Raw genomic sequence first — 15,418 nt, forward strand, 5'->3', positions numbered from 1 at the left:
TAAAAGACAAGGATAATAAGTATCTACGAAATAATAAAACAGATAGCCTGTATTGATTATATGAATAAACTATTTCTAATAGAGTGTGTTTAGGGAGTTATTTACTTTTGTCTTTCAGTAAGTTGAGTACTACATCTTTTTCTACACGCTCTTTCCACGATTTTAAATTCATGAAGTAAAGCTGAGTGACTACAAGCATACATAAAGTTAAAACTGAGGTCATCATTATCATAATTATGAGCTTTGCATTTTGAGGGGATTTCTCCGGTAAATAAAAACAAGTACTTAGTATAAGTAATTGAATCATTATAAAAACTGGCATGAAGTTTTTCTTTTTCTTCATACTCTTCTGTTTTTCCGTCAACCTAGCTAAAAGCTCTTCATTGTGACTACCCACGAAACATCCTAAAAGTTTTAACTATTACTGTCATTAAAAACTGGCATATGACAAGAAAATGTTAGAACGAGGAGATTTTTCATCTTAAAGACGATCTTCATGCTTTTGAGCGAAGCTTTCCATTTTTTGCATTGTCTGGGCAGACAGTTTTTTTTCGCTCAGGTAGTTGTACGCACGTCTCGCCGTAAAGAAATCTTTCACATCCAAAAGTTTGCTCAGGTTTGTTTCGATCTTTTCAGAATAAAGATCTTTATCTTCTATGGTCCTTAATGATAAATGAACCGCATAATAGGAAACTTCCTTAAGTTTAGCCGTAAGAGATAGGAGTATTTGATCATCCAAACTTTGCTGCTGACTTAATTGGTCGATAATGAGCGCTGCATTATAATTTCCCTGCTTTGGCAAAGTATTGATAAGGCATTCAAAATAATCGTTTTGGCTTTTACTAGCTTTTTTTAAGTACGCTAAAGCAGGTTCTATTTGATCTATACTGGCCTTTGCTAAACTTGCACTTATGGAGTCGATGTAATCCTGAGAGTAAATTTTCTCACTATCTAAGTGATTTATAATAAATTCAATTTTAGACCAATCGCCACCATCCAAAGTTTTTTGTATGTAATACGGAGTCGCTTGAGCTAGTGTTTCGGTATGCAATATGGGAACAATTTCTGTATTAGCATAAGTCCATAAAACCCAAGTCGTCCAAGCCGCATCTTTAACAACGGCATCTTTAACTGCGGCAGGTGTGGCTATAGCTTCCCCATCTACATCTTCATCACCTTCTAATGGTGCGCCAAATGATGATAATGGATCAATAAATGTATCTACTTCCTCTTTTTTCTTTTTAGGTTTTTCAGGTTCTTTGGCTAAGTAAGCCAGTGAATGATTCTGTAAAATCGAAGTTTTATCCTTTAAAATTGTGTCAAGCCTCAAGTAATCTTCTTTGGTAAATGGATCGTGCTCAACTTTAGTTAGTGGTTTATTTTCAGGATAGGTAAGGTGTGAATAATTACCTGCATCATCCCAATACATGGTCACTTCTACAAGTTTACATTTTTCATCCAGACAAACAGAGTTTTTTAAATACAGTGAATACTGCTCAATATAGCCATCCTTACCTTTGTAAATATTCAGCTCATGTTGCCTTTTGGCTTCTTCGGGATACACGGGATCAATTAATTCAATCTCTTTTAATGCTAGCTTTTCAGAAGATGCACAAGATATGAGAACCTGACATAAAAATGACAGAATCAAAAAACGATAAATAGTCGACATATTTTTCATCATGAGAAGACTTTAAACCCCTCAGTACATTCAACATTACCAGCTTTGTCCACAAAGAGTGCATCGACCTTTGGCAGGCTTTCAATAAGCTTGCGTCCCTTTTCTAACCCTAAAACAAAGACAGCCGTAGAGAGTGCATCGGCTTCCATAGCACTTGGAGCAAGCACCGAAACATTGGCAAGTTCAGTTGGCGATACCCCCGTGCTGGGGTCAAATAAATGGTGATGACGATAGTCGTCTGAAAACTTCATCTGATAATCACCTGAAGTCGACAAGCAGCGATCACTTAAATTAGTTTTGCATAAATATTGTGACTTACGTGTATGCTGAATAGCAATTTTCCAGGCCTCTCTATTACTTGGAGAACCCATGGCATTGAGTTCACCTGTATCAATTAATGCGTGTTTGATCCCTCTCACTTTTAGCGCCTTATGGGCCATATCTGCAGCCAGCCCCTGTGCTATTCCATTGAGTGTTATCTGAGCACCAGGCTTGTTTAAGAGGATCATATCAGGGGTAATCTCAAGAGACTGCCATGCTACTCGCTTCTTAACTTTAGCAATTTCATTCTGACTTGGAATCGTTCCCTTAATAGAATGTTTTCTAAAGAGCTTCCACAGTGGCTGAACCGTAATATCAAAAGCTCCATCACTTAATGCCGAAGTTTCCTGTGTCCTTTTCAAGACATCAACAAACAAGGGGTGAGGATTGCGCAAAAGGCCTTCACGATTGAGCTGACATAATTGACTCTCTGGGCGATAAAGACTCATTAAGTTTTCAACGAGTTCAATCTTTGCCATTGCCTCCTCTAGGGCCTGATGAGCTAATTTTTCATCATTGTGAAAAAGAGTAAAAGTCATTTTAGTACCGAGGCCATGAGAATGACGCACCACTTTTTTGAGTCCAGCTTTTTCAGCATGAGCTGAAAATCCAAGAAACATCAAAGATGCACCTGAACTCAAGGACATAAACTGTCTTCTATTCAATGAATTTATCATCGTGACTCCATTAAAATATAAATCTTATTACTTATTTATTTGTCCACAAAAAAATCCTGCCGCCCTATTTACTAATATTTTAAAAAAAATATTAAAAATCTGTTTTACCAAAATCATCGTATAGCGATGACACATAACAGCCCCATATGTGAATGTGGGGTGGAAGCATGAAAAAATGGTCATGTGCTTTTAGGTACATCACTCTGTTCCATACCTAAAGGCATGGGGGAAGTCAGTCATACTTGGTCTTAGGGCTGTGCCCTAAGCTATTAAGTTTTATGGTGCAACCATAATACTAGAATCATAAATTTGAGTACCCACCTATATGATTATAATCATATCTTTTTCAAGAAAGCAACGGCAGGATTTTCTGGAGCTCAAATTATTAAATATAAGACTCGACGGATGGCTAAGGCCACTCCTCTATTCAAAACATTAATTTGCGTAATCCAGGGAGTTTATGAAGTATCTTATCTTACTTACTGTATTTATATCTTTGAGCAATCAGGCAAAAGACATCAATTTCAATCGCGATATCAGGCCCATCTTATCTGACCGTTGTTTTCATTGTCACGGCCCGGATAAACACGATCGCAAGAAAAAGCTTCGATTGGATATAGCTGAGGGAGACGATGGCGCTTACCGCGAACGTAGAGGCAAATTTGGTATTGTGCCGGGAAATCTTGAGAAGAGTACTGTTTGGCAGCGTATCATCACTGATGATGAAGACGATATTATGCCCCCTTTGGACTCTCACAAAAAAGCATTGAGCCAAGAAGAAAAAGAACTCATAAAACAGTGGATTCTAGAAGGTGCTAAATATGAAAAGTTTTGGGCGTTTGAGAAGCCAAAACTAAAGATCCCGACACAATCTAAATTAAATTGGGGAAATTCACCATTAGATAAATATGTTTTGGAGACCCTAGAGAAAAATAATTTAAAGCCATCGGAACAAGCGACAAAAAGAACATTAATCCGCCGCTTAAGTTTTGACCTTACTGGTTTGCCACCTTCACCTGAAGAGATCCGTGCCTTCGAAAATAAGCAAAGTCCCGATGCTTATGAAATGTTGGTCGACAAACTTTTAGCTAAGCCCGCTTACGGTGAACACATGACGCGTTACTGGCTGGATTTAGTTAGAGCTGGCGATACTAATGGCCTGCATAGAGACTTGTATCGCAATACCTATACTTATCGAGATTGGATAATCAGAGCCTTTAATAACAATCTGCCTTACAGTGATTTCCTGAAGTATCAGTTAGCTGGTGACCTTTATAAAAAACCCACAGATGACCAACTCATTGCCTCAGGTTTTAACCGACTGCATTTGGTGATGGCCAGAGGAACTGCACCACCAGAAGAGAGTTACACTAAAAATGTGATTGACCGAGTTACCGCCGTGAGTACAGCTTTCATGGGCCTAACTATGCAGTGTGCCAGATGTCACGATCACAAGTTTGATCCAATCACTCAAAAAGATTTTTATGCCATGTTCGCATTTTTTAATAACTTCGATGGTGATGCAGAAACAAAAAGGGAAGTAAACGGGCTGCAAGCCCCCTTTATCATTCTTGGTAGCGATAAAGAAAAGGCCAAATTTGCTGAATTACAAAAGACCTATTTAAAAGCCAAGCCTAAGATAGAGAAACTGGAAAAAAGAGTACGTCAAGAAAAAGACAAAGCAAAGAAAAAAGTTTTACAGGCTGAATTGAATGAGCTTAAAAAAGTCCCAAAATCCTATGGAGATTACCTGGCTAAGTTTGATGGAGCTATGGTGATGAAGGGGAGGGAAAAGATTCGCTCATCGTATATGCTCAATCGAGGTGAATACGACCAGAAAGGCGAAGTAGTTGAACGCGACATTCCGGAGTTCTTTGGCTCTATCAAAAAAGATGGTGAACTTACAACACGCATGGATTTAGCCAATTGGTTTCTGGCTAAAGATAACCCCTTGACGGCACGCGTAGCCGTCAATCGCTTTTGGCAACAGTTTTTTGGTGTTGGTTTAGTGAAAACCTCTGAAGACTTTGGGGCCCAAGGGGAGCCACCAAGTCATTTGGAATTATTGGATTACTTAACAATCCAATTTGTTGAATCAGGCTGGGATATCAAGAAGTTACTTAAAACTATTGTTATGTCAGAGACCTATAGGCAAACATCCATAGCAAGTGATGAGCAATTTAAAAATGACCCTGAAAATCGCTTACTCGCTCGAAGTTCACGCTACCGTATGGCTGCCGAAATGATTCGAGATAATATCTTGGTCAGCAGCAATTTGCTGAATTCGCAAATGTACGGCAAAAGTGTAAAACCACCTCAACCTGATGGACTATGGGCTGCCGTAAGTATGACTAATGAAAGCTACAAAGCGGATAAAGGTGATTCCATCTACCGCCGCTCCCTTTATACCTTCTGGAAAAAGATCATGCCACCTCCACAAATGACAATTCTAAATGCCCCAAGTCGGGAATTTTGCGTTGCTCGCAGAGAACGTACAAACACCCCACTCCAGGCTTTACTTCTTCTTAATGAACCTGAGTACTTAAAAGCTGCGACAAATTTAGCTACCATCATTGTTTCGGATAAGACCACAAGTGATGAAGAGAAAATCAGAGCCGCCTATGAACGCGTCACCTGTAAACTCGCGGATCGGCATGAAGTAAGCTTACTTGTAGAGCTCTTGGGCAAAATGAGAAAGCGTTATACCGCTGATAAAAAACTTGCTCATCAAATGCTGGGTGAAGTAAATTTACTTCAGAGTCAAAACAAGATTGAGCTGGCTTCATGGACCATGTTGATCAACACACTCTATAACTTAGACATCACCAAAAACAGGGAGTAAAATATGTCAGGATTAAATCTATCGCGTCGCTCCTTTCTCAGTACAGTAGGCATGGGCACAATCGGAGCCATGTTACCGCAAAATGTCTTCGCAGCTAGTCAGGGACTACACCATAAACCTAAAGCCAAGCGTCTCATTATGCTTTTTATGGCAGGTGGCCAAAGCCAACTGGATCTCTTTGATCATAAACCTGGTTTGCAGAAACTTGCCGGTCAAGAAATGCCTCCCTCTATATTAGGCAATCAACGTTTCACAGCGATGACTCAAGATCAAAAAAAGATTGTCACCCCCTCCAAATATAACTTTAAGCGCTATGGCTCAAATGGCATCCTCATGGGCGAAAACTTACCCCACCTGGGATCGGTCATGGACGATCTTTGTCTGGTCAAATCTCTCTATACCGAATCCATCAATCACGACCCGGGAAAAACGCTGTTCTGTACTGGCCAGGAACTACCGGGAAATCCGAGCCTGGGATCCTGGTTGAGCTATGGTCTTGGCACTATGAATAAAGATTTGCCGGATTTTATTGTTCTCCCATCTGCTTTTTGGAGTGGAAAAGCCAATGTCCAGGCCCTCTTCTCCCGCCTTTGGGGTAGCGGATGCCTGCCCTCCAAGCACCAGGGCACTTCTTTTCAAAGCAAAGGAGACCCAGTCTTATTCCTTTCAAACCCAAATGGAGTGAGCCCTCAAGTTAGAAGGGAAATGCTCGACACCCTTGGTCAGCTCAATCAAAAACATTTTAATGAATTGCGCGACCCAGAAATTCAGACCACTATGGCACAACAAGAAATGGCTTACCGCATGCAAAGTTCCATTCCTGAGCTAACTGATATTACTAAAGAATCAAAAGCTAATTTAGACCTTTATGGCCCTGAAGTCATGAAGCAAGGTTCTTATGCGCGCAACTGTCTACTAGCTCGTCGAATGGCTGAACGTGACGTTCGTTGTATTCAACTTTTTCATCGTGGTTGGGATCATCATGGGGACTTGCCAAAATACCTACCTGGCCAATGCCGTGACGTTGATCAGCCAACAGCAGGTTTAATCAAGGATCTCAAGCAACGTGGTCTATTAGAAGATACTTTAGTTGTCATGGTTGGTGAGTTCGGTCGTACTTGCTATGGTCAGGGCAAATACAATAAAAATGACTACGGTCGAGATCATCATCCACGATGCTTCTCGGCACTCCTCGCTGGCGGTGGCATACAAGGTGGCATCGAATATGGTCAAACAGATGAATTTTCATACAATATTGTGGATAAACCCGTTCATGTCCGCGATCTACATGCCACCCTGCTTTGGCAGCTCGGCTTAGATCACAATCAGCTGAGTTATCCATTCCAGGGACTAAATATTAAACTCACAGGTGTCAATCCCGCTCATCTTGTTCAGGGGATTCTTTCCTAACAATAAAATTTATAAAAAAAACGGCAGGTTTTTCTTTCACTCAAATTAGATGATATACAAATATCAAATCAGGTCATATTAATGCGAATATCACATTTCCTTAAATTAGCGTTAGCTATTGCTCTCTTACCTCTCTCAGCTTATTCTATGGATAAAGTCCTGGAGTCAAAATCCACTTTGCCACTGGCTTATGATGTGGATGTACTCGTCGCCGGCAGTTCACTAGCGGGCATTGAAGCCGCGTGTGCCGCTGCGGACAATGGAGCTTCCGTACTGGTCATTGAGTCACGCCCTTATCTTGGTTACGATATCTGTGCTAATCAAAAACTCTGGCTTGAAGATGGTGAAAAACCGCAAACTGAAATCTCACAATGGATATTTGATAATAAACGTCAAACGACGCCTCTCAAGGTCAAGGGGCTTTTTGATAGAGTTCTCCTCAAAAGAAACATTCAGTTTTTAACGGGGAGTTTTCCTGCCGAATTGTTAGTTAACGAAAACGGTAAGCCAGCAGGCATGACCATGGTGAATCGCAGTGGACGACAGGCCATTCGCGCAAAAGTCATTATTGATGCCACTCCTTACGCTGTTTTAGTGCGTCAATTGCCCAATGCTTTAACTGATTTTCAAGCTGGTGATAAACAAGCTTCTTTCACTGTGATTGGCGGTGACTTAAAAAAAGCCAACGAAACTATCAACGGAAAACAGGTTCCCAACCTTCAATTTTCTTCAAAATTCACCGTTAAGAAAAAGCAAAAGAATAAGAAGAGAAAAATAGAATCGGTGACTAAAAACTACCCCGTTTATCACTACGACGCCAAAGTTAATTTAAAAAATGATACTTACCGTGAGCATAGTAAAGCTATTCATAAGATCAGATCAATGGTCTCTGATTCAAAGATGGTTGACCACTCAGAGGGGCTATTGCTTTCCCCTGAAAGAATGATCCAAACAAATGAGCCCAGTCAAGATAGTCATGACCTAAATAACTACCTACCTAAAGGCTATAATAATATTTTCAGTTTGAATGCTTATGCGGGAATTAAAGACAATTCCGCTCGCCATCAACTTTTAAAAAGCCCTTATCAATTTGCCCCAATTGGCAAAGAGATTGGTTCAAAAGCAGCCAAAATCGTAAAAAATATTCCCACATCAAATAAAATTGATTACTTGGCTGCTACTGCACAAAAGGGGAAAATTGTCTTATCTGAACAAGCTAATAGCTTTCGCTTTAATGATCGTCCGCAATTGCAACTCTCCGACCATGACTTACCAGTTTTAGGCCGTTGGGATGTGGTCGTCGTTGGTGCTGGTACATCAGGTGCTCCAGCCGCCTTGGGCGCTGCCAGAGCTGGAGCAAAAACTCTCGCCATCGAGTACATGGATGAGTTAGGTGGCGTTGGAACTGCTGGTATGATCTCAACTTATTGGTATGGCTTTCGCTTTGGCTACACCGCAGAAGTGGATAAAGCTCTTGGCACAAAAGAAAGCTGGAATCAAATACAAAAATCCGAGTGGCTTCGTCAGCAAATACTTAAAAGTGGTGCTGAACTTTGGTTTGCCAGCTATGGCTGTGGCGTAGTTATGAAAGGTAATAAGGTTTCCGGCGTTATCGTCGCAACTCCCTTTGGGCGAGGTGTCGTTTTAGCCGATGTCGTAGTCGATGGTACTGGCAACTCAGATTTGGCTGCCGCTGCCAAGGCAAAAACTCAGTACAGCATATCAAAACACGGTGACCTATCTGTACAGATTTCTAATTATGCAGTACGTAAACTTGGTGCAGGCACACATAATCCTGCTCGCTACATGCTCAATGACAACGATATATTTGACCGTTGGCACCTAAAATTATCTGCTAGGCAAGAAGCTTACAAGTCCTTAAATTCTCATGATATGGGGCAACTGATCCCTTCACGTGACCGTCGTCGCATCGTCGGAGAATACACTTTAACAACAGAAGATATCCTCACCGAACGTACTTTCCCGGATACAATTAGTCATCACAAAAGTAACTTCGATGCCGGTGCTCATCCGGATACTGAAATGTTCCTCATCAAAGATATGAAAGGCCCTGTTTTCAACTGTGACATGCCCTACCGTTCCGTTATCCCGCAAGGGCTCGAGGGACTGCTTGTTATCGGCCTGGGAGCAAGTGCAGACCGTGATGCCATGACTTTAGTTCGTATGCAACCCGATTTACAAAACCAGGGCTACGCCGTGGGCATGGCGGCGGCCATGGCTGTATTGACAACAGGCGGTAATGTTCGCGATATCGATATTAAGATGTTACAAAGGGAACTGGTGAAGGTCAACTGCCTGAACAAAAGGGTTCTCACTGATCGCGATTCCTTCCCTCTTAGTCAAGATAAAATTAAACAAGCAGTGAAAACTCTTCACAAGCTTACCATTGACGTTCACCAAAAACCAGGAAAGGACGACACTCATAGCGCTTTAGCCATAGTGATCAGTCACCCACAAGAATCTATTCCTCTTCTAAAAACGGCTTACGCACAAAGTTCAGATGCTAAAGTGAAATTAAATTTCGCTCGTATTTTGGCTATCCTTGGAGATGATACAGGAAAAGTCACACTTATTGATGCAGTTAAAAATTCACCTGACTGGGGGGATGGCTGGGACTATAGTAACCAACGTAAATATGCTAACACCTATGGCCCCGTAGACCGAATAGTGTTAGCCATGGCCTTTTTGAATACCCATGATATTCACGCACCGCTACTCAAAAAGCTTGAGCAATTAAATTTAAAAAGCCCCCTTTCTCATTACAAAGCTCTATGCTTGGCTTTGAGGATGAACAAGGATAAATCACTAGCTGAGCCACTGGCTCAATTTCTTCAAAAGGTAAAAGGACATAATGAAGTTCTGAGTTATTATGAACTTAAAGACAATGTTTATGTTCGTAAGGGAGTTGATACAAAAGGTGGAACTGTTTTGAATAATAAATTCAAAGAACTCTTGATCGCCGCTCTTCTTTTCGAATGCGGTGATCACCAAAATGAGGGACGTAAAATTTTAGAGACCTACACCAAGGATGTTAACGGTCACTTTGCGGAGTACGCAAATACAGTCTTAAGCAATGGCACGGCAATAAGGAAAAAATAAGCTATGAAGTTTTTAGTATGTAGTCCACGATTTATCTTGCGGGATTTATTAGCTAGTAACAAAAAATTCTCTGTAAAGCTTTTTAAAATCAGCGTAATTTTTAGTGTGTTCACACTGCTTAGTACGCCTCTTCTTGGTGCTGAAAAGCCCAATATCATTGTCATCCTTGCTGATGACCTTGGCTATTCAGATCTAAGCATTTACGGAGGAGAAATAGAAACTCCCAATATAGATCAGCTGGCGCGGGAAGGAGTACGTTTTACGGGATTAAAAAATGCCTCGCGCTGTACACCTTCACGAGCTTCTTTCTTAACTGGTCGCTATTCCCATGCCGTTGGAGTTGGCGCCATGTCCAAGGATCAGAACTTACCTGCTTATCGTGGCCAGCTTTCAGCCGATGCACCCACAATCGCTGAAATCATGAAACCACAAGGCTATGCAACGGGGATTGTCGGCAAATGGCACCAGACATATACTGGTGAATCAAAGCAAAAAGCACTGTACCCGCTCGATCGTGGTTTTGAGTATTTTTACGGCACCTGGTGGGGTGCTAAAAGTTACTTCAAACCCAAATTCATGATGAAGAATGATGAGCACATACCCGATGACACAAAATATCCTGAGGATTATTATTTAACGCATGCGCTTTCAGATTCAGCCATTGAGTTTGTCGAAAGTTCTGTTGATCAACAGAAGCCCTTCTTTCTTTACCTAGCGCATTATGCCCCTCACGCTCCAATTCAGGCTCCAAAAGATAGAGTTCAAAAATGTATTGAGCGTTATAAAGTTGGATTTACCCAATTACAACGCGAGCGACTCAAACGTCAGAAAAAACTAGGTGTAGCGCCAAAGAATGCTGTTCTTCGGGATCAAGCAAATAACTGGAATAAACTCAGTGAGAAAGATAAAGGTGAATGGGTAAATACTATGGCAACTTATGCCGCCATGATTGAAATTATGGATGATGGCATTGGCCAACTCATCGATGTCTTAAAGAAAAAGAATCAATACGACAACACTTTGATCATCTTTCTAAGTGACAATGGTTCTACACCTGAAAGAAAGGGAACAAAAACCCTAGCCAATTTTTGTGCAAATCTCAGCAATACACCTTACAGCGGCGTCAAGGCCCATGCTCTCGAGGGTGGTATTTCTTCGCCACTCATTGTCAGCTGGCCAAAGCAACTTGCGGAATACGCAAGTCAAATACGCCATGGTCACTGCCACATCATTGATATCTTACCGACTTGTCTGGAAGCAAGTGGGATCAGTTTCCCGGAATCATTTAAGGGGAAAAAACCTGTTCAAGCCGATGGCCAAAGTTTGATGGCCGCAGTCAAGGGAGCTGAACTGGAAGAAAGACCATTCTTTTGGGAGCATTATCAAAGTCGGGCGGTTTACCACGAGGGTTGGAAACTTGTCAATGATAGAAGTACTTGGAAGCTTTACGACCTAAAAAATGATCCTGGGGAACAATACGATTTATCAAGCCAGTACCCAGAACGCGCAGACACACTTCGCGCTATGTGGACAAAATGGGCCGAAAAAAATAAGGTCACCCCCTTCCCTTCCAGAAATAAGAAAAATAAGAAAAAGAAATAGAGGCTAGTCAATACAAAGGACTTTCTCTTGGAGCTTTAAAAATGAAAAGTATGATAATCGCAATTTTCTCTTTTTTATTTTCTCTGAGTACCATCGCGAACGAGCCACAACCCCACGAAAAAATTCTTTATAAAGATGTTAAGGGTATTAAGCTGAACCTTCATGTTTACTACCCGGATGATCATAAAAAAACAGATAAGCGACCTGTTATCATTTTCTTTCACGGAGGAGGCTGGGTTCGCGGTGCTCCTGTGACCTTTTATCGGCAGTGTAACTACCTTGCCTCGCGAGGGATGGTTGCCATTTCAGCAGAATATCGATTGAAAAGCACCCACAAAACTACGCCGATTGAGTGCGTAAAGGATGCAAAGTCAGCAATTCGATGGGTTCGCAAAAATGCCGCTAAATTAGGGATTGACCCAGATAAACTTATCGCTGGTGGAGGTTCCGCTGGTGGGCACATCGCGGCAGCTACGGGAACGGCAACAAGCTTTGAAGAAGATACGGACGACAAAAGCATCAGCTACCGCCCACAAGCCTTGGTACTCTTTAATCCGGTGTACGATAACAGTAAAAAGGGATTCGCATATAAGCGAGTCAAAAGATACTGGAAAGAGATTTCTCCTATGCACAATTTGACCAAAGACACACCTCCCACCATTGTCATGTTGGGGACGAAAGATAAGCTCATCCCCGTTGCGACCGCCAAAAAATATAAAAGTGAGATGGAAGCGCTGGGCATACGCTCAGATCTTTATTTGTACGAGGGACAGCAGCACGCCTTTTTTAATTATAGTATAAGCCCTGAAATGCACCAGAAAACGACCAAGGATATGGATCATTTTCTAAGTTCATTGGGATACATCAAAGCACTCGACCACTAATTATATGGTCCGACACAATCTTTTAGGATTACAGTCCTAAGCTCTTTTATTGTTGTTTATGCCTCTTTATACACTGCATGGTGTACAGCCCGTAACATTCTTTGCTTAAATAATTTTTTTCTAAACTACAAAAAAGCACAGGAAAACTGCGAAGTTCGCAATAAATTAGGGATATAATTATTCACAAGATTTAGCAATCACCACATACTGTTTGGGGATTGGTATCGACTTAAGGAATAAAGATTTTTCATCCGATCAACTTCACCCTTGATTCAGCAAGAAATACAAGCATTGGGCAGTGTTTAGAATAGTTATTATTACTCTATTATTTATTCGCTCTGACAAGCCCTATGATTCACTAGGCCACCGCGGATGATATATCCCATGCAGCTTGCTTTGACTATACCGAGGTGAAATCCCTCATCTCAACTGTATAAGAATCGTAAAGTATCTTTATCAGTATTAAAATTAGGAACTTCTTAATTTAGATACAAAATAACAACAAAAAATGAAGAAAATCTTCAAGATTAAAAGTTCTTAAACAGCTGAGCCTTTTGCAAAAGTCATAAAACAAGCTGAATAAAAGTAGAAACATGTTATCTCAATAGTTACCAAAACAAAAAGAGAAAAAACATGAATCTACCCGGCTTATGGGATACCATAGAAAAGTATTTATTTCCAGGCTTAGAAGAACTTTTAGGCGGAGAATTAACTAAGAAAGAGAAAGAGTTTGTTCGCATCTGCACAATAACTGAGCTTGATCAGTTCAGCCATGAATTTGAATGGTGTGGATTTGGGCGACCTCCGAAAGATCATTTTAATATAGTGAAAGCTTACATAGCCAAATCCGTTTATAACTTCGATACAACAAGATCTTTTATAGACTTTCTCAAATCAAGTACAAAGATACGTCGTTTATGTGGTTGGGAATTTGCAAAACAGCTTCCTCATGAAAGTACTTTTTCTAGAGTATTTGCAGAAATCACCGCCTCTCAGCTCTGCCAAAGAATCCATGAATTCTTAGTGGTAAAACATTGTGGAGACACCTTAGTACCGCACATTAGTAGAGATTCTTCAGCAATTGAAGCTAGAGAAAAAGTCATGTCTGAACCAGGGGCTGAGCCTAAAGCCCCTAAGAAACGAGGGCGGCCTAAAAAAGGTGAGATCCGAATTAAAGAAAAAACCGTAGTGGAAAAGCAGGTCGACCGGTCACTTGAAGAAAACTTAAAAGAGCTCCCAACGCACTGTAATAAAGGGACAAAGAAAAACAGTAATGGTTATAAAGTTTCATGGAAAGGCTACAAGCTTCACTTAGATTGTATTGATGGAGATATACCAGTCGCAGGCCTATTGAGTTCAGCGTCTTTACACGACAGCCAAGCGGCAATCCCTTTAGCACAGATTAGCGCACAACGCATAACTAATTTATATGATTTAATGGATGCAGCCTATGATTCACCTTCTATCCATAAATTCAGCCATCTTTTAGGACATAAATCTATTATTGATCACAATCCTAGAAAAACTGGGGAGAAAAAGATTTTTGACCCGCCTGAAAAAGAACGGTACAAACAGCGGTCATCTGTTGAAAGAGTCTTTTCGAACTTAAAAGACAACTATGGTGGTAGGATGATCAGAGTACGAGGACATGCAAAAGTCATGACTCATCTAATGTTTGGCATTATTGCAATAACAGCAAACCAACTCTTCAAGACTATTTAGCAACTAACATAAAACTATACGTCATGATCAACTTGCGTCCATTTTTGGCTTGTTTATACTCACATGTATCCAATTTCGAGATACATGTGAGCGAGATCTTAAGATTTATCCTGGATGAACTTTTTAATCACTCTAATTCAGGACTTTTGCAAAAGGATCAGCTAATATATATTTAGCGTAATAAAGCTCTAAACTGTAATATCCCTTCACTGAAATATTATTTCGCTTGCTTTTCGAGTTTAATACTTCTAATATATTCTAAATTCATCCTTTAGGAAGCCTTTGAATACTTACGTCACCAGCCACTCTCTACTAAACAGAGCCATAAACAACAAAGACTCTGATGCATGGGAAGTTTTTGCGGAGCGCTACCATCGCTACATTTACAAATTACTGGATAAGCTTGGGATCAAAGAAGATAAAGATGATGTAGCCCAGGAAGTTATGCTGACTATTTGGAAGAAACTGGATACCTATGACCGTGAACGCTGTAAGTTTCGTACCTGGCTTTCCTCGGTTATTCGCATCACTGTACTCAAAAGCTGGCAGCAAAAGCATAAAAAGCAAAACATCGATGGTGGTGACAGTCTGCAACATATTGCAGATGAAAAATCCTTCTTGGATTTTGCAGAAGAAGAATGGAAACACTTTATTATGCAGAAAGCTATGGAGAACATAACTAAGGACTTTAAAGGCAAAGCCATGGAAGTCTTCCAACTCAGTTTACAGGGGGTCACCGTTGATCAGATCGGCGACAAGCTGGAACTCAGCAAAGCATCTGTCTATACCCTTAAAAAAAGAGTTAAAAAACGCCTTTTAGAGGAAGTCTACTTTTTACAAAAAGACCTGGGGTAAAATGGCTGATTCCTATAAAAAAAACCTGCTGGAGCTCTTCGACATAGTAGAAGATGCTGAAGAAAACAAGATTGCCAATAATCCCGATTGTGAAGAACTCGGAAAAATTGAATCTCGCTACGAAAAAAATGAACTCGCCGGCCAAGGGGGCATTAAAAAAGTCTGGGCGGCAAGAGATAACTTCTCTAAAAGAATTATTGCTTACGCCGAACCCCGCGACGACATTCACCCGGTATTTTACGATCGTCTTTTAAGATAAGCCTGGCTAACATCTTCTCTTCAGCACCCAAATATCATAAAAATT

Annotated in this window: 11 protein-coding genes; 8 read left to right on the plus strand and 3 right to left on the minus strand. The window is 40.8% G+C overall.

Going from position 1 to position 15,418, the window contains the following annotated elements:
- Positions 1-97: 97 nt before the first annotated feature.
- The 3 genes from PQO01_RS09250 to PQO01_RS09260 form a co-directional block, all read right to left on the minus strand.
- Positions 98-397, minus strand: a complete 300-nt coding sequence (locus tag PQO01_RS09250; protein ID WP_274313731.1) for a hypothetical protein — start codon at positions 395-397, stop codon at positions 98-100.
- 84 nt (positions 398-481) lie between these two features.
- A complete protein-coding gene (locus tag PQO01_RS09255) occupies positions 482-1,684 on the minus strand; it encodes a hypothetical protein (protein ID WP_274313732.1) in 1,203 nt (400 codons plus the stop codon).
- Positions 1,681-2,679 (minus strand): FAD:protein FMN transferase, encoded by a 999-nt coding sequence (locus tag PQO01_RS09260; protein WP_274313733.1) that lies wholly within the window; start codon positions 2,677-2,679, stop codon positions 1,681-1,683. Before PQO01_RS09260 ends, PQO01_RS09255 begins: the two co-directional genes overlap by 4 nt.
- Positions 2,680-3,139: 460 nt before the next feature.
- On the opposite strand from PQO01_RS09260, the gene PQO01_RS09265 reads away from it, so the two are divergent.
- The 8 genes from PQO01_RS09265 (at position 3,140) to PQO01_RS09300 (ending at position 15,373) form a co-directional block, all read left to right on the plus strand.
- Positions 3,140-5,521 carry a PSD1 and planctomycete cytochrome C domain-containing protein gene (locus PQO01_RS09265; protein ID WP_274313734.1) on the plus strand — a complete coding sequence of 794 codons (2,382 nt, stop codon included), beginning with the start codon at positions 3,140-3,142 and terminating at the stop codon, positions 5,519-5,521.
- A 3-nt stretch (positions 5,522-5,524) separates the two neighbouring features.
- Complete coding sequence (locus PQO01_RS09270) at positions 5,525-6,931, plus strand: DUF1501 domain-containing protein (RefSeq protein WP_274313735.1); 1,407 nt, start codon at positions 5,525-5,527, stop codon at positions 6,929-6,931.
- An 81-nt stretch (positions 6,932-7,012) separates the two neighbouring features.
- Positions 7,013-10,051, plus strand: coding sequence for an FAD-dependent oxidoreductase (locus tag PQO01_RS09275; protein WP_274313736.1), 3,039 nt, complete (start codon positions 7,013-7,015; stop codon positions 10,049-10,051).
- A 3-nt stretch (positions 10,052-10,054) separates the two neighbouring features.
- A complete protein-coding gene (locus PQO01_RS09280; protein ID WP_274313737.1) occupies positions 10,055-11,653 on the plus strand; it encodes a sulfatase family protein in 1,599 nt (532 codons plus the stop codon).
- Between the two features lie 41 nt (positions 11,654-11,694).
- Positions 11,695-12,537 (plus strand): alpha/beta hydrolase, encoded by an 843-nt coding sequence (locus PQO01_RS09285; RefSeq protein ID WP_274313738.1) that lies wholly within the window; start codon positions 11,695-11,697, stop codon positions 12,535-12,537.
- Between the two features lie 633 nt (positions 12,538-13,170).
- Positions 13,171-14,259 carry a transposase gene (locus tag PQO01_RS09290; RefSeq protein ID WP_274312032.1) on the plus strand — a complete coding sequence of 363 codons (1,089 nt, stop codon included), beginning with the start codon at positions 13,171-13,173 and terminating at the stop codon, positions 14,257-14,259.
- 282 nt (positions 14,260-14,541) lie between these two features.
- Positions 14,542-15,114 carry an RNA polymerase sigma factor gene (locus PQO01_RS09295; protein WP_274313739.1) on the plus strand — a complete coding sequence of 191 codons (573 nt, stop codon included), beginning with the start codon at positions 14,542-14,544 and terminating at the stop codon, positions 15,112-15,114.
- A 1-nt stretch (position 15,115) separates the two neighbouring features.
- Positions 15,116-15,373, plus strand: coding sequence for a hypothetical protein (locus tag PQO01_RS09300; RefSeq protein ID WP_274313740.1), 258 nt, complete (start codon positions 15,116-15,118; stop codon positions 15,371-15,373).
- The last annotated feature ends 45 nt before the right edge of the window (positions 15,374-15,418 follow it).

The organism is Lentisphaera marina, from assembly GCF_028745505.1.
Taxonomy (GTDB): Bacteria; Verrucomicrobiota; Lentisphaeria; order Lentisphaerales; family Lentisphaeraceae; genus Lentisphaera; species Lentisphaera marina.